Below are 15,008 nucleotides of genomic sequence, written 5' to 3'. Positions count from 1 at the left end.
CTCGATGCCGCCGCGCTGAATGCGCTGCTCGCCAAGGGCGAGGAGCTGGAAGGCCCCTTGCCCGTGACGCCCGAGGCGCGCGAGGCGCTGGTCGCCTCGGCCGACGGCGACGGGCGCTTTTTGCTCAACCAGGCCGAGACGCTCTATGCGGCGAAGATTCCGCAGCCGCTCGATCCGGCGGGGCTCGGTCAGTTCCTGCAGCGGCGCATGGCGGTCTACGACAAGGACCGCGACGGGCACTACAACCTCATCTCCGCGTTGCACAAATCCGTGCGCGGATCGGACCCGCAGGCCGCGCTCTACTACATGGCGCGGATGCTGACGGCGGGCGAGGAGCCGCTGTTCGTGCTGCGCCGTCTCGTCCGCATGGCCAGCGAGGACATCGGCATGGCCGACCCGCAGGCGCTGGTACAGTGCCTCGCGGCCAAGCAGGCTTACGAATTCCTCGGCTCTCCGGAGGGCGAACTGGCGATCGTGCAGGCCTGCATCTACGTGGCGACCGCGCCCAAGTCGAACGCGGCGTACATGGCGTTCAAGTCCTCGTTCAAGGCCGCGCGGGAGACGGGGTCGGTCAGCCCGCCGCAGAACATCCTCAACGCGCCGACCAAGCTGATGAAGGACATCGGCTACGGCAAGGACTACGCCTACGACCACGATGCCCCCGATGCCTTCTCCGGCGACGACTACTGGCCCGAGGAAATGGGTCCGCAGGTCTACTACGAGCCGGTGGAACGCGGCTTCGAGCGTGAGGTGAAGAAGCGCCTAGAATGGTGGGACAAGAAGCGAGCCGAGCGGCGTCCTTCGACAAGCTCAGGATGAGCGGAAGTGGAACCACACTCTCAACCCGCTCAGGCTGAGCCTGTCGAAGCCCCCGGCGGCGGGCACGCAATGGGCGTCGTCCCGGACTTGCTCCGGGACCGGTGGCTGTCTTTAGGCACAGCTTCTCGACAAGGCGCCCCGACGCGACCTGGGCTGTTCACGGCCAGCGGTCCCAGAGCAAGTCCGGGACGACGATGACGCATTTCCGCCACTTCATCGCCATCGACTGGTCCGGCGCGCTGGGCGAGCGCCAGAAAGGCATCGCCGTCGCTCTGTGTGAAAGCGGCGACGCCCCGCCCCGCCTGCTGCGCCCCGCCGCCCACGCCGCATGGTCGCGCGCCGACGTGCTCGACCTGCTGCTCGGCCACTTGCCGCAAGACACGCTCGTCGGCCTCGACCTCGGCATATCATTGCCCTTCGCCGACGCGGGTGCGTTCTTTCCCGGCTGGGCGGACAGCCCGCCGAACGCCCGCAGCCTCTGGGCGCTGATCGACGCCATCTGCACCGACGACCCGCACCTCTCGGCCGCCAGCTTCGTCGACCACGTCGATCTCAGCGCCTACTTCCGCCGCCACGGAGGGCGCGAGGGCCCGCATTTCCACCGCCCCGGCGCCCTCCACAAACGCGGCCGCATGCGCGTGACCGAGGAGGCGCAGGCCCGCGCCGGATGCCGCCCCTATTCCAACTTCAACCTCGTCGGCGCGGCGCAGGTCGGCAAGTCGAGCCTCACCGGCATGCGCCTGCTCCACCGCCTGCAGGGGCGGGTGCCGGTCTGGCCGATCGACCCGCTGCCTGCGAGCGGCTCGGTGGTGACGGAAATCTACACCACCCTCGCCGCCGTCGAGGCCGGGCGCAGCGCAGGCCGCGCCAAAATGACCGACCACGCCGCGCTCGATGCGGCGCTCGAAACCCTGGGGTCACGGCCGACGCGCGTAGAAGGCCCGATCGACGACCACAGCGCCGACGCCCTCCTCACCGCCGCCTGGCTGCGCGTCGCGGCCCCGCGCGCGGACCTATGGCAACCCGCTGAACTCACGCCGGAACTCGCTCGCACCGAGGGCTGGACCTTCGGCGCGCGCTGACGCACAACCGCTCCCATAAGCACAGGGAGCCTCCCCCAATGAAGTCCATCCTGCTGGCGGGCATCGCCTGCCTCACCCTTTCCGCCTGCGCCACGACGATGACCGACGATCGCCGCGCCGACGCCGCCGTGGATGCCGCGCAAGTGGCGGAGCGAACCGCTCCCGCGCCGACGTGGAAGAGCTTCGTCGATGGCACCATCGAAGACTGGTTCGAGACCGACCCCGCCTTCGCGATCTACGAAGGCGCACACAAGTACGACGGCCGCCTGCCCGATTGGAGCGACGCCGGGCTCAAGGCCCGCGCCGCTTTCCTAAACTCCGTCATCGACAAGGCGGGCCAGTTCACCGCCCTCTCCGAAGCCGACCGCTTCGAACGCGACTATCTGGTGCAGGTCGCCAAGGGCCAGCTGTTCTGGCTGGAGGACGCCGACCAGCCGCACACCAACCCCGCCTACTACATCAACGGCGGCCTCGACCCGAACGTCTACGTCAGCCGCGACTATGCCGACAAGCCGACGCGGATGAAGGCGATGATCGCGTTCTTCAAGGCGGTGGCAGCGCAGGCCCCCAATATCCGCGCCAACCTGCCCGCCGCGATGCCCGCCAGCTTCATCAAGCTGGGCACCGACGGCTTCGGCGGCTTTGCCGACTACTACCGCGGCGATGCCCGCGCCGCCTTCGCCGACGTCGCCGACCCGGCGCTGCAGGCCGAGTTCAAGGCCGCGTCCGAAGCCGCCGCCGTCGCCATGAAGGGCGTCGCCGATCAGGTCGCCAAGGCCACGCCGACGCAGGATTTCGCGCTCGGCGCCGACAGGTTCTCGCGCATGGTGCTTGCGACCGAGGGCGTCAATGCCTCGCTCGACACGCTGGAGGCGGCGGGCAAGGCCGACCTTCTGCGCAACCAGCAGGCGCTGAAACTGGCCTGCGCGAAGTACACGCCGGGCAAGACCATCCAGCAGTGCTTCGACAAGATGCGCGCCGACAAGCCCAAGGACGGCCCCGTCGCCGAGGCCCGGCGCGAGATTCCGCAGCTCGCCGAATTCGTCCGCAGCCACGACGTCGCGACGATCCCCGGCACGAAAATGGCGATGGTCGAGGAAAGCCCGCCCTACAACCGCGCGAACTCCGCCTACATCGACCCCCCGGGGCCGCTGGAGAACGGCGGCTCGTCGATCTACTACATCTCGCCGCCCGACCCGACCTGGTCGAAGCAGATGCAGATGGACTACATCCCCGGCAAGGCGGACCTGCTGTTCACCACCGTCCACGAGGTGATGCCGGGGCACTACCTGCAGTTCCTCCATTCGAACGCGGCGCCCTCGATCGTCGGCAAGCTGTTCGTCGGCTACGCCTTCGCCGAAGGCTGGGCGCACTATGCCGAGGAGATGATGCTGGAGGCAGGCCTCGGCGACGGCGATCCCGGCGTGCAGGTGGGCCAAATCTCCAACGCCCTGCTGCGCAACTGCCGCTATCTCTCGGCGATCGGCCTGCATGCGCGGGGGATGACGCAGGCGCAGTCGAAGACGATGTTCATGGAGCAGTGCTACCAAGACGCCGGCACCGCCGAACAGCAGGCCGCGCGCGGGACGTATGATCCGGCCTACCTCAACTACACGCTGGGCAAGCTGATGATCCGCAAGCTGCGCACCGACTGGACCGCGACGCGCGGCGGGCGTTCGGCCTGGAAGGCGTTCCACGACGAATTCCTCAGCCACGGCGGCCCAGCGATCCCGCTGCTGCGCCAGGCGATGATGAACGAGCCCGCCCCGCACGCGGTATTCTGATTATGGGCTTTACCGGCGCCCCCCGCTCGCGGTAAGGGCGCCGGACTTGCTTGATGAAGCAAGCGCCGGCTTAGCTCAGTTGGTAGAGCACCTGATTTGTAATCAGGGGGCCACGGGTTCGAATCCTGTAGCCGGCACCACCGTCCCTTTCGGGCGGCGGATTACATTCCTGTAAGCGCGCGTTTCTCCCGCCGCGTTGACCTCCGGGTAACGGAATCCGGGTATTGGCCGGATGCCAATAAACGGGGGCAATTTCATGAAGCATATTACTTTGGGCGTCATCGCCTGTCTCGTGGCGGCTCCGGCCGCCGCGCAGACGCGTTCCACGGTCGCCGCGATCGAAGCCGCGGTGCCGGTCAACATCTATGGCCAGCCGATGCAGGGCAAGCTGATGCCGGCCAGCACCATGGTGAACGTCACGCCGCTCGAGGAAATCTCCAGCAAGCATATCGAAGTCGGGCAGACGTTCCGCTTCGCCACCGTCGGCGACGTCGTCGAAAACGGTGCCGTCGTCATTCCGCGCGGTTCGCCGGTGACGGGCATGATTTCCTGGAAGACCGGCCGCGCCATCGGCGGCAAGTCGGGCAAGTTCGAGGTCGAGTTCAAGAGCGTGACCGTCAACGGCCGCGAAATGGGGCTCACCGGCAAGCATCGCCAGGAAGGGCGCGGAAACACCGTCGGTGCGCTGCTCGGCTCGATCCTGATCAGCGGACGGTCCGCCGTCATGGTTCTGGGGCAGACCGTGCCCGCCTTCACGGCGGAACCAATTCCCTACTGATACCTGTCCAGGCAGCGGCCGAGGCGACCACGGCCGCTGCCCTATTTCTCCGTGACCCACTCCCTGCGCAGCCCCGGCCCCGCCAGCGTCATCAGCAGCGCCGCCAGCAGGTAGAGCACCAGCGCGAACAGCATCGAATAGCGCAGCGATTCGGCGCCCCATACCGGGGCCAGTGCCTTCGACAGCGCGCCCAGCGCATAGATGCCGCCGCCAAGGCCGATCAGGTTGTTGATCAGCAGGAACAACGCCGAAGCCGTCGCGCGGGCAGGCGGGTCGACGAGGTGCTGGATCGCGCCGGTCACTGGGCCGAGCCAGAAGTAGGCAAGCACCTGCGGGATCAGGAACAGCACGAAGGCCACCGGCACGCTGGTCGTCCAGATACCGCCCGCATAGAGCGGCACCGCCAGCACGAAGCCGATCGCGGGAACGCGGCCGTACCAGGCGCGGTCGCCCTTGCCCAGCAGGTCCGCCAGCGCGCCGCCGGTCAGCACGCCGACCGTACCACCCAGCAGCAATACCGCACCGAAGAACCACGATGTCTCGACGAGGGTGAGGTGGAAGCTGCGCTGCAGCAGGCTCGGCAGCCAGAAGGCGACGCCGTAGCCGAGCATCGAACTAGACGCCGCCCCGAAGCTGAGGAACCAGAACGCCCGCTTGCGCGCCAGCGTGGCGAAGACCTCTGCGAAACGCACGGTCGGCGCGGAGACAGGGCGCGGCTTGTCCTTCACCACCAGCTTGAACAGCGGCGCGATCAGGATGCCGCACAGGCCGACGATGAGGAACGCCATGCGCCAGTCCACCGCCTGCGCCACGTAGCCACCCGCCATCACCCCCGCCGCAGAGCCGAGCGGAATACCCAGCGAATAGACCGAGAGCGCAAAGGCGCGCCGCTCGCTGGGGAAATGGTCGCCGATCACCGCATAGCTGGGGGCCACGCCGCCCGCCTCGCCGACACCGACGCCGAGGCGGGCGAGGAAGATGTGCCAGAACCCCGTCGCCAGCGCGCAGGCGGAAGTGAACACGCTCCATACCACCAGCGAGCCGGTGATGACCCAGGATCGGCTCGTGCGGTCGGCCACCCAGGCCAGCGGCACGCCCAGCGTGGAATAGAGGATGGCGAAGGCGAGCCCGCCCAGCATCCCCATCTGCGCGTCGTCAAGATCGAGGTCCGCCTGGATCGGCCCGGCGAGGATCGAGAGAATCTGCCTGTCGACGAAGTTGAATACATAGACCAGCAGCAACATCGCCAGCACCAGTCGGGGGGATGTCGTCTTGTGATCGGTCATTGCGTTTGCACCCTTTTCGTCGTCCCGGACTTGATCCGGGACCGCTGGCCGTGAACAGCCCACCTTTCTGCGCGCAGCACGCTCCCAGCTAAAGACAGCCACCGGTCCCGCATCAAGTCCGGGACGACGGGAGATGCGCCTTCAGAAACGCCTCGATCGCGGCCAGCGCCACCGGCTCGTCGAGGATCGGGGCGTGGCCGACGCGCGGCACTTCCACCGCCGCATAAGGTCCCGAATGGCGGCGCGCCATCTCTTCCACCGTGGCGGTGCTCAGCAAGTCCGAGAGTGCACCGCGCACCACCAGCACCGGCACCGCACCCAGCAGTTCCCACAAGGGCCACAGGTCCGGCGGCACGGTCTGCGGGTCATCTCCCGCGATGCTTTCGGAAATCGCCGGGTCATATGCGAAGGAGACGGTGCCGTCGGCGTTCTCCCGGGCGATGCGGTGGGCGAAGGCGTCCCACTGCGCTCCGCCAAAATCAGGGAAGGCCGGGGCATTGATGGCGCGGGTGCGGGCGGCAGCCTCGGTCCAGTCGGCCATCTTGCCTCCGGGTCCGACGTAGCCCTGTATCCGCGCGAGGCCCGCCGGGTCGAGCACCGGGCCGATGTCGTTGAATATCGCCGCCTGCGCGAGGTCAGGCCGCATCGCCTGCATCACCATCGCCATGAGCCCGCCCATGGAGGTGCCGACCAGACCGGCGCGGGTAACGCCAAGGTCATCCATCAGCGCCAGCATGTCCTGCGCGTAGACGTCCGGCCGGTACTGTGCAGGGTCCGGATCCCACTGCGAGGCCCCTCGCCCGCGCTGGTCGGGCACGATCATGCGGTAGCGCCCGGCGAGCTTGTCCAGCAGCGGCTCAAAGTCCGCGCTGTTGCGGGTGAGGCCGTGCATCATCAGCATCACGGGCGCACCCTCGTGTGCAGGGTAGTCCCGGGCGACGAGGTCGAGCCGGCCGTCGGCGCTGCGATAATGATGGACGCGGTAGTCCATAGTCGGTGTTCCTTGTTCGTCCCGGACTTGCCGAGAGGGCTTCGAAGGCTGTGCCTGACCCTTCGACAAGCTCAGGGTGAGCGGGGTTAGTGTAAACCGCTCAACCCCGCACAGGCTGAGCTTGTCGAAGCCCCCTCGGCACAGCCCCTCAGAACTCCAGCGTCGCGGTTGCGAAGACCTGGCGCGGATTACCATAGTAGGCAGTCAGCGTGCCCTCGGTGCCAAGCGAGGGAATGAACCTCCCGCTCGGTGCCGTCAGCAGCGCACCGGTCGTCGGATTGGTCGCAAGGAACGTGTAGCCCGAGGTCTTGTAGCGCTTGTCGAGAATGTTCTTGCCGTGGACGCCGAAGCTCCAGCGGCTGCCCGGCGCAGTGTAGACTATGCTCGCATCCAGCAGCCCGAAGCCCTTCTGGTCGAGATAGGGATTGGGAATCTCGAACTGGTAGACCTTGCTGCGGTACGAGTAGGTCGTGCTGAGATCGAGATCACCCCCGCCCACCGGCGTCGAATAGGCAAGCGTGCCGCTGGCGGTCCACTTCGGCGTGTTCTGCACCTTGCGAAACTCCGCCACGTCGGTCGGAGTGGAGGCGATGTTGGCGATATATTCCTTGTACTGCGCATCGATATAGCCGAGCGCGCCCGACAGGCTCAGCCGGTCGCCCGAGGACATCAGGTCACGCCCCAGCCGCGCGTTGGCTTCCAGTTCGAAGCCCTTGAAGCGCGCCTTGCCGGCATTGGTGATGACGCCGCAGAAGGTCGGCAGCCCGCCCACGGTGCAGCCTGCGGAGCCCGGAATCTGCACGTCCTTGTAGTCCATGTAGAACCCGGCCGCCGCGATGTAGAGCCCGCCGCCGAAGAAGTTGCCCTTGTAGCCGACCTCGTAGCTGTCCACCGTCTCCGGCTGGAAGCTCAGGTAATCGGCGATCTCGGCGTCGGTGGGCGCCCCCGGCGTCGCGGCGGGCGCGTTGACGCCGACGCCGCGCGGGTCGAAGCCGCCGCCCTTGAAGCCCTGGCTGTAGCTTGCGTAGATGTTGTGATCCGGCGTTGGCTTGAAGCTGAGCGAGGCGCGCGGCGTGAACTTGTCGAACTTCGCCTTGCCGGAGAAGTTGGTGCTCGGCGCGCCAAGCGGCACTCCCGCCCCGCCGAATACCGGCGAGCCGCCGCCAAGATAGTTCTGCCGCAGGATCTGCGCCTTGCGCTCGTCCCAGGTATAGCGCCCGCCGACCGCGAGGCTCAACTGTTCGGTGAAATCGAAGGTGAAGTCGCCAAAGATCGCGAAAGTATTGGTATCGACATTGGCGCGGGTGAAGGCGGTCAGCCCGTTGAGCGCAGTGAACAGGCGCACGTCGAAATCGGTGTCGGCCTTGGCGGTCAGGTAATAGGCGCCCAGCAGGCCCTGCACCATGCCGCCGTCGTCCCACAAGAGCTGGACTTCCTGGCTCAGCTGCTCGTTGCGGTAGTAGGCGGGCACGTCCACATCGACGGCGGGCAGCGCGTCGAAGTCGATCGGCGAGGCGGAGTTGTCCTTGCGCCACGAACTGATCGAGCGGAACGTCAGCGCGTCAGTCAGTTCGGCGGTGGCATTGATCGCGAGGCCGTAGGCTTCCACCATCTGGCGCGGATCGTTGAGGCCGCCGCGCGTGTCGTAGACGTCGTCCAGCACCGGCGCGCCCGAGACGTAGCCCGGGATCAGGCGATGGCCGCCGCGCGCGTTGGACTTGTCCTTGGTATAGTCGCCCGAGATGCGGATCAGCACCGGCTCGCCATAACCGCCGATGTCGACGCTGGCGCGGCCCGCCCAGATGTCCTTGTTGTAGTTGTCCTGCCCCGTCGTCAGGTTCTTGCCGAAGCCCCCGCGCGACAGCCGCGCCACCGACCCGCCGACGCGGATGAGGTCGCTGACCGGCGCGGAGGCGGTGGCGATGAGGTCCGCCTGATCGTAGCTGCCGTAAGTGCCCTTCACCTTGAAGGAGAACTCCTGCGGCAACTGCTTCGTCACGTACTTGACTGCGCCGCCGATGGTGTTGCGCCCGTAGAGCGTGCCTTGCGGCCCGCGCAGCACCTCGATCCGCTCGACATCGTAGATATCGAGTACGGCGGCCTGAGGGCGGTTGAGGTAGACGTCGTCGAGGTAGATGCCAACGCCCTGCTCGAAGCCCGAGACCGGGTCCTGCTGGCCGACGCCGCGGATGAAGGCCGACAGCGTCGAGTTGGTCCCGCGCGAGGGCTCCAGCGTGACGTTGGGCGAGACGTTGGCGATTTCGGTGATGTCCACCGCGCCGGACTTGGCCAACTGGTCGCCGCTGAAGCTGGAGACGGCGATCGGCACATCGACCAGCCGCTCCTCACGCCGCCGAGCGGTAACGATGATGTCGCCGCCTTCCGCTGCGGTCGCCGCAGGAGCGCTATCCTGCGCGTTCGCAGGCGTCACGAAGCCGCCCGACAGAGCCAGCACACTCGAGGAAATCGCGAGGAATCGCACCCTTCGCATCACAGTCACTCCCATTCACGCTTCTTGTTGGCGATCTGCATATTGATAGTTGAATCGATTTTCAACTTTGAAAGTTTGCCATGGGCCACGGTCCGTTCTAACTGTGTCATCGTGAGCACAGAGCAGCCCTCCGCCGAAGGTTCGGCCAGCAAGATCCCGCGCACCGAGCGCGGGCGGCGCACCTTGCGCAAACTGCTGGACGCGGCCGCGCTCGAATTCGGCGAGCATGGCTTTCACGAAGCCTCGATCACCGGCATCACCCGCCGGGCGGGAACGGCGCTGGGCAGTTTCTACACGTACTTCAATTCCAAGGACGAAATCTTCCGCGCGCTGGTGGACGACCTTTCGGGCAAGGTGCGCGAAGCGGCGCGCAACGCCCGGCAGCAGGACCTGCCCGCGCTGGAGACCGAGCGCGCCTCGCTGATCGGCTTCCTGCGCTTCGCGGCCGAGCACAAGGAAATCTACCGAATCATCGACGAGTGCGAATTCGTCGATCCGGCCAGCTTCCGTCAGCATTACCAGTCCACCGCAACCCGCATCCGCGAGCGCCTCTCCGAAGGCATCCGCAAGGGCGAACTGCGCGAAGGGCTGGGCGAGGCGCATGCCTGGGCGATCATGGGAATGAACGTGTTCCTCGGCCTGCGCTACGCGGTCTGGGATGATGCGGAGGCGGAGGAGATCGCGGAACTGGCGAACTCGATCCTGCGCGAGGGGATCGTGAAGCGTTAGCTTACGGCGCGCCCACCCCGTCCGGCTAGGCAGCAAGCCGCCAAGCCTCCCGGCCCTCCCGCAAGTGGGAGGGCGAACACCCCTTTCTTCTCCCCTCCCGCTTGCGGGAGGGGCCGGGGGTGGGCCTGCCTTCCTTCTCTGTCCACTTATACTGGCACCTAACCGCCATTTACGCGATGCTAAGGCAGTCCTGCCAGAAGCGGATTCGCCAAAGGAATCGGAACAGTACCAAGTGGACGCGCGCATCTTCCTCGCCTCGGGCTTCGTCGCCCTTGCCGCCATCGCCGGCGTGCTGATCGTCGCGGCCGAACCCGAAAAGCCCGCGCCCGCCTCGCTGGCCGAGGCGAAGCTGGCGCAGCCCGCTCCGAAGCCCGCCACGCAGCCAAAGCCTGCTCCCGCCAAGGACGAGCCCTTCGTCATCAAGCGCATCCTGCCGATCAAGGGCGCGATAAGGTACGGCGAATGGCACTGGGACGAGCATGACGTGCCCCCCGGCCCGATCGTCGTCACCGTGGACCTCGAGGCCCGCGTGATTTCCGTCTTCCGCGGCGGCTACGAAATCGGCGCGGCAGCGGTGCTGCTGGGCACGGCGGACAAGCCGACCCCGCTGGGGATCTTCCCGATCACCCAGAAGGACAAGGACCACGTCTCCAACATCTACACCGGCGCGCCGATGCCATACATGCAGCGCCTGACCAACGACGGCATTACCCTCCACGGTTCCGACGTGGCGCTGGGCTATGCCAGCCATGGCTGCGTTGGCATGCCCGATGCCTTCGCGGCGAAGCTGTTCGACACCACGAAGATCGGCGACAAAGTCTACATCACCAAGGGCAAGCAGGTCGGCATGGGGGATAATCTGGCCGGGGGTTGAGCACAGCCCACCCCTGCCCCCTCCCGCAAGCGGGAGGGGAATGAGAGCGCAGTGTTCGCCCTCCCGCTTGCGGGAGGGCCGCGAGAGTTGGCGATGTATCGCCTAGTCGCAGCGGGGTGGGCCTTTGATCCGCCGCACCGGCGCCCTGACCGGCGCTTTCGCAAAGCTCCACCCGCCTGCGTTGGGCCGCGCCACCAGTTTGCCGATAGAGGCAGGCTGTCCCTGCAAAAGCCCATCGACCAGCCGTGCGATCGCCCCACCCCTTGCGTCCTCGCCGTCGAGCTCGCGCACGATCCGCGCCACCACCCGCAAAGCCACTGCACGCGGCGCCTGCGGGCGGTACTTGAGGCCCATCGGCTCCTTCGTCACGCAGGATCGCCATTCGAGCGCCGCCATCCAGTCGAGCGCGGCGTCGGCCTCGGCGATATGCACCGCGCTCTGGGCGATGGCGGCAACGTCGAGCCAGTCGGCCTCCGCCAGCGCCTTGCGGATACGCACCCGATCGAAGCGATCGTTGATGTTGCTGGGATCCTGCGCAGCGACCAGTCCCGCCGCCTCGACCACCACGCCGAGTTCCGAGCGCCGCCAGTCGAGCACTGGCCGCAGCAGCGGCAGCTCCGCTTCCGGCACCCTGCCCCGCCCGCGCGCACCAGCCAGACCCGCCACCCCGCTCGCCCGGTTGAGCCGCATGAGCAGCGTTTCCGCCTGATCGTCAGCGTGATGGGCAGTCGCCAGCGCCGCGAGCCCGCGTTCGGCTGCCCACCCGGCCATGGCGGCATAACGCGCCAACCGCGCCTCCGCCTGTACATTGCCGGGCGCGACTTGCACCGTCAGCGTGACGTGAGGCCCCCCCAATCCGGCGCAGACACGGGCGACTTCCGCCGCCTCGGCCGCGCTTTCGGGACGCAGGCCATGATCTACGGTTGCCGCTTCCACACGCCCGGGCAGCGCCGCATGGGCGAGCAGCAGCAGGGCAAGGCTGTCTGGCCCTCCCGACACGGCGATGCCCAACCGCGCCGTCCCGTCGTCGATCCGGTCTGGCCAGATCGCGGCAAGATCGGCGCGGAAGCGATCGACCTCAGCTACAGGCAAGCCCATTGCGCGTGGTGTTGTAGATGCCCGCCAGACGTCCGGCCGCTTCGGCCGCATAAGTCTCGCTGAACTCGGACAGCGCGATGCAGGCCCGCTTGGTGTCCTTGAGCTGCTTCATCGAGACCGCAAGGTACAGCAGGCTGTCCGAGGCGCGATCGCCGCGCTTGTCGGTCTGGAAGTTCTGGAGGAACCACTTGGCCGCCTCGCCCGGGTTGCCATCGTCCAGGTAGGCGCGGCCCAGCAGGTTGCGGCCGAAACTGGCGCGTGCATGCTTGGGGTACTTTTCGAGGTAGAGCTTCAGCTGTTGCTGTGCCTCGGGATAGTATTTCGCTTCCCAGAGACGGAAGCCGTAGCTGTATTCGTCATCGCCGGGATCGGCGCTCTGCGGCTTGACGATGGCCTTGACCCCGTCGATCCGCGAGTTCGAAGGCGCGGTCGGCTTGGGTGCCGCCGCTACAGGCGTGGGCGCGGGGCGCGGGGCCGCGGCAACCGGCATCGGCAGCGGGGCCGGACCGGAGGACGCTGGGACAGAACCGGAAGGCATCGGCCCGGTCGCTGACGGACCGGGCACGAAATCGGACTGCGCAGGCGCGGCCGCCGCCAGCTTGGCTTCCAGTTGGCCGATACGATTGGTGTTCTGCTCGACCTGCGCGGTCAGCTGCGCCATCCGGGCTTCGACGGCGTCCATCCGTGTCAGCACATCGGACAGCGGCGTGGTCGAAGGCGCGCCGGGGGCCGGGGTCGGCGTCGGGGTGCCGCTGATCTGGGGTTCGAAGAACTTGCCGTCGGCGCCCGGGAAGACCTTGCGCTGCAACGCGCGCACTTCGGCCTCGACCTTGTTGAGCCGCAAGTTGGTGTTGGCGTCCTGTGCAATGGCCGGAGCCGCGCCGAACAGGACCGAGGCCGCCGCTACCGTGGCCAGCCACCGCGCGCGGGAGGTTCCGCCGATTGCGCCAAGGGTACGTTTCATCGCCAAATCATCTCCATGCCGGGACCATCACCGTCCGAAACTATGGCCGCGCCATGCCAGCGACGGGTGAAACCGGGGATTAACCAATGGACCTGCTACGGGTGTTGCCCGAGGCGGCCCCGCCTGTCGAGCCGGAGGCGGTCGGAAGTCGTGGAAAGCACCGGACCGGAAGGAGTGATCGCAGCCTTTACTGGGCCGTTACTGGGCGCTGGGCGGCAGCAACGATTCCGGCGTCGGGGCCTCGGTCGGCTCGCGCGGGGCAGTTCTGACGGAAGGACGCGGAGCCGGGCGGCGCACCGGCACGGCAGCAGGTGCGCGCGTCACGGCCGGTACGGGCACGGCGGCCGGAGCCTGCTCTGCCGGAGCCTGCGCTACCGGAACCGAGGGAGCCGCCGCTCCGGTGCCGCGTGCAAGAAGGTCCGCAGCCGCCAGCGAAACGCCGGTAACGAGGCGCGGCTCGGTAGAAAGCGGCGCGATAGCCTTGCCGCCTACCGAAATCTGCAGCGCATCGGGGCGTCCGGTACGCAGTTGCAGGCCGGGGATGTCCGTCGGCGCGGTCCAGTTCTCACCCTTGGCGAGTTCCTTCTGCAGCACCTGGTCGCCCTTGGCGTCGGTCACCTTGACCCAGACCTTGTCCCCGGTCGCGGTCAGCACGACCGGGTCATTGGCTTGTGCCGGCGGAGGCGCCACGGGAGCGGCTGCCTTGGGCGCGGCAGGCGCAGCGGTCTGCTCGGCGACGAGATCGGGCAACTGGCCTTCGGGTGAAAGGAAGTTGCTCCAGAACATCACCAGCGCTCCGACGACCACGATGACGCCGATCACCGCCAGCCACGCGAGGCGGCGGGTCGGGACGCGGGCGGGGTCGCCCGGCTCGAAACTCGGGACATATTCGACGCGGTCGCCGGCTTCGTGATCGAGCTGCTCGCGCACCTTGGCGGCGATGACTTGCTCGTCGAGGCCCACCGCCCGGGCATAAGTCCGCGCGAAGCCCACGGCATAAGTCCGCGCGGCCAGATCGCCAAGGCGGTCCTCCTCGAGCGCGATCAGATGACGTTCGGCGATCTTGGTCTGCGACGCGATATCCGCGCGGCTCTTGCCCAGCGCCTCACGCCCCGCACGAAGCTGGCTTCCGACGCTCTGCGGTCCGCGCGCAAGCCCTTGGGTTTCGACGTTTTCCAATTCCGCTCCGTTTGGCGTGGTAGATGCGACCTGAACGGTGCCTAACCAAACCTTCTGACCGGATAAAGTCAATCAGGCGCCGCCCGTTCCGGTCAAATTTATAGGGCAAATCGTCATCCGGACTGGCGCGGGCCGTTCCGGAGCATCAATTCAGTCGATCGCGATGTCCCGCTCGGCCGCCCACGCCGTCATCGTGCCGCGCAAATCGGCTGGCGGCGCGGCGAGCCACCCCTCCATCGCGGCCGTGATCGCGGGCAGGTCGACCTTGCCGACAAGTTCCTTGATCGGACCGACCGCCGCCGGGGTGATCGACAGGCGCCGGACGCCGAGGCCCAGCAACGCCAGTGCCTCGAGCCGCCGCCCGCCCATCTCACCGCAGACGCTGATATCGACCGACGTGCCCTCCAGCGTGCGCACGACGCGGCGCAGGAAGCGCAGGATCGCCGGGCTCAGCCAGTCGTAGCGCTCGGCCAGCTTGGGGTTCGAGCGGTCGGCCGCGAAGAGGAACTGCGTGAGGTCGTTCGTGCCGATCGACAGGAACGCGATCTTCGGCGCCAGCAGGTCCAGCTGTTCGGCCAGCGAGGGCACTTCCAGCATCACGCCGTAGCGGATGGCCTCGGGCAGCACCTTCTTCTGACGGCGCAGATAGGCGAGCTGACCGTCGAACACGGCCTTGGCCGCATCAAACTCCCAGGGCTCTGCGACCATCGGGAACATCACATTGAGCGGCCGCCCCGCCGCCGCTTCCAGCAGCGCGCGGGCCTGCGCCTTGAGCAGCGCGTCGCGCTCCAGCGCCACGCGCAGCGCGCGCCAGCCCATCGCGGGGTTCTCCTCTCCCTCGCCGTCGTCGTGGCGCAAGTAGGGGAGCGTCTTGTCGCCGCCGATATCGACCGTGCGGAACACGACCGGGCGATCGCCGGCGGCATCCATGAC

At 67.5% G+C, this 15,008-nt stretch carries 12 protein-coding genes, 1 tRNA gene and 1 pseudogene; 7 read left to right on the top strand and 7 right to left on the bottom strand.

Annotated elements, in window-relative coordinates; translation table 11 throughout:
• The 5 genes and pseudogenes from LH128_RS27305 to LH128_RS31590 all read left to right on the top strand — a co-directional run.
• Positions 1-819: pseudogene (locus LH128_RS27305) on the top strand (replication-associated recombination protein A); the annotation flags it as partial.
• Between the two features lie 194 nt (positions 820-1,013).
• Positions 1,014-1,901, top strand: a complete 888-nt coding sequence (locus LH128_RS27300; RefSeq protein ID WP_008832936.1) for a hypothetical protein — start codon at positions 1,014-1,016, stop codon at positions 1,899-1,901.
• A gap of 38 nt (positions 1,902-1,939) precedes the next feature.
• On the top strand, positions 1,940-3,685 hold the full coding sequence (locus tag LH128_RS27295) for a DUF885 domain-containing protein (RefSeq protein WP_008832935.1): 1,746 nt from the start codon (positions 1,940-1,942) through the stop codon (positions 3,683-3,685).
• 64 nt (positions 3,686-3,749) lie between these two features.
• Positions 3,750-3,825 (top strand) — tRNA-Thr (locus tag LH128_RS27290).
• 116 nt (positions 3,826-3,941) lie between these two features.
• Positions 3,942-4,463 (top strand): hypothetical protein, encoded by a 522-nt coding sequence (locus LH128_RS31590; RefSeq protein WP_051211595.1) that lies wholly within the window; start codon positions 3,942-3,944, stop codon positions 4,461-4,463.
• 41 nt (positions 4,464-4,504) lie between these two features.
• Here LH128_RS31590 and LH128_RS27280 read toward each other — a convergent pair whose 3' ends face one another.
• The 3 genes from LH128_RS27280 to LH128_RS27270 form a co-directional block, all read right to left on the bottom strand.
• Positions 4,505-5,749, bottom strand: coding sequence for a spinster family MFS transporter (locus tag LH128_RS27280; RefSeq protein ID WP_008832933.1), 1,245 nt, complete (start codon positions 5,747-5,749; stop codon positions 4,505-4,507).
• A 112-nt stretch (positions 5,750-5,861) separates the two neighbouring features.
• Complete coding sequence (locus LH128_RS27275; protein WP_008832932.1) at positions 5,862-6,740, bottom strand: alpha/beta fold hydrolase; 879 nt, start codon at positions 6,738-6,740, stop codon at positions 5,862-5,864.
• Positions 6,741-6,888: 148 nt separating this feature from the next.
• Positions 6,889-9,231 carry a TonB-dependent receptor gene (locus tag LH128_RS27270; RefSeq protein WP_008832931.1) on the bottom strand — a complete coding sequence of 781 codons (2,343 nt, stop codon included), beginning with the start codon at positions 9,229-9,231 and terminating at the stop codon, positions 6,889-6,891.
• Between the two features lie 111 nt (positions 9,232-9,342).
• On the opposite strand from LH128_RS27270, the gene LH128_RS27265 reads away from it, so the two are divergent.
• Both LH128_RS27265 and LH128_RS27260 read left to right on the top strand, forming a co-directional pair.
• The gene (locus LH128_RS27265; RefSeq protein WP_008832930.1) at positions 9,343-9,960 is read left to right on the top strand and encodes a TetR/AcrR family transcriptional regulator; all 618 of its coding nucleotides are present in this window, start codon (positions 9,343-9,345) and stop codon (positions 9,958-9,960) included.
• A gap of 232 nt (positions 9,961-10,192) precedes the next feature.
• Positions 10,193-10,834, top strand: coding sequence for a L,D-transpeptidase family protein (locus tag LH128_RS27260; protein ID WP_008832929.1), 642 nt, complete (start codon positions 10,193-10,195; stop codon positions 10,832-10,834).
• Between the two features lie 102 nt (positions 10,835-10,936).
• On the opposite strand, the gene tilS is transcribed toward LH128_RS27260, so the two are convergent.
• The 4 genes from tilS to LH128_RS27240 all read right to left on the bottom strand — a co-directional run.
• Positions 10,937-11,932, bottom strand: a complete 996-nt coding sequence (gene tilS, locus LH128_RS27255; protein WP_037521662.1) for a tRNA lysidine(34) synthetase TilS — start codon at positions 11,930-11,932, stop codon at positions 10,937-10,939.
• Entirely contained in the window at positions 11,913-12,896 is a 984-nt protein-coding gene (locus LH128_RS27250; RefSeq protein ID WP_008832927.1) for a tetratricopeptide repeat protein, read from the bottom strand. Before LH128_RS27250 ends, tilS begins: the two co-directional genes overlap by 20 nt.
• A 198-nt stretch (positions 12,897-13,094) precedes the next feature.
• The gene (locus LH128_RS27245) at positions 13,095-14,075 is read right to left on the bottom strand and encodes a helix-turn-helix domain-containing protein (protein WP_008832926.1); all 981 of its coding nucleotides are present in this window, start codon (positions 14,073-14,075) and stop codon (positions 13,095-13,097) included.
• A 150-nt stretch (positions 14,076-14,225) separates the two neighbouring features.
• The coding region (locus LH128_RS27240; RefSeq protein WP_008832925.1) for a putative PEP-binding protein at positions 14,226-15,008 on the bottom strand (783 nt) is incomplete at its 5' end.

It is taken from the genome of Sphingomonas sp. LH128 (genome assembly GCF_000293195.2).
Lineage (GTDB): Bacteria > Pseudomonadota > Alphaproteobacteria > Sphingomonadales > Sphingomonadaceae > Novosphingobium > Novosphingobium resinovorum_A.
This window is presented reverse-complemented; position numbering and strand designations above follow the sequence as displayed.

Bases quoted from the DNA above. Each gene is read 5' to 3' on its own strand.
- LH128_RS27300 (WP_008832936.1), top strand. From the start codon at position 1,014: ATGACGCATTTCCGCCACTTCATCGCCATCGACTGGTCCGGCGCGCTG.
- LH128_RS27295 (WP_008832935.1), top strand. From the start codon at position 1,940: ATGAAGTCCATCCTGCTGGCGGGCATCGCCTGCCTCACCCTTTCCGCC.
- LH128_RS31590 (WP_051211595.1), top strand. From the start codon at position 3,942: ATGAAGCATATTACTTTGGGCGTCATCGCCTGTCTCGTGGCGGCTCCG.
- LH128_RS27280 (WP_008832933.1), bottom strand. From the start codon at position 5,749: ATGACCGATCACAAGACGACATCCCCCCGACTGGTGCTGGCGATGTTG.
- LH128_RS27275 (WP_008832932.1), bottom strand. From the start codon at position 6,740: ATGGACTACCGCGTCCATCATTATCGCAGCGCCGACGGCCGGCTCGAC.
- LH128_RS27270 (WP_008832931.1), bottom strand. From the start codon at position 9,231: ATGCGAAGGGTGCGATTCCTCGCGATTTCCTCGAGTGTGCTGGCTCTG.
- tilS (WP_037521662.1), bottom strand. From the start codon at position 11,932: ATGGGCTTGCCTGTAGCTGAGGTCGATCGCTTCCGCGCCGATCTTGCC.
- LH128_RS27250 (WP_008832927.1), bottom strand. From the start codon at position 12,896: ATGAAACGTACCCTTGGCGCAATCGGCGGAACCTCCCGCGCGCGGTGG.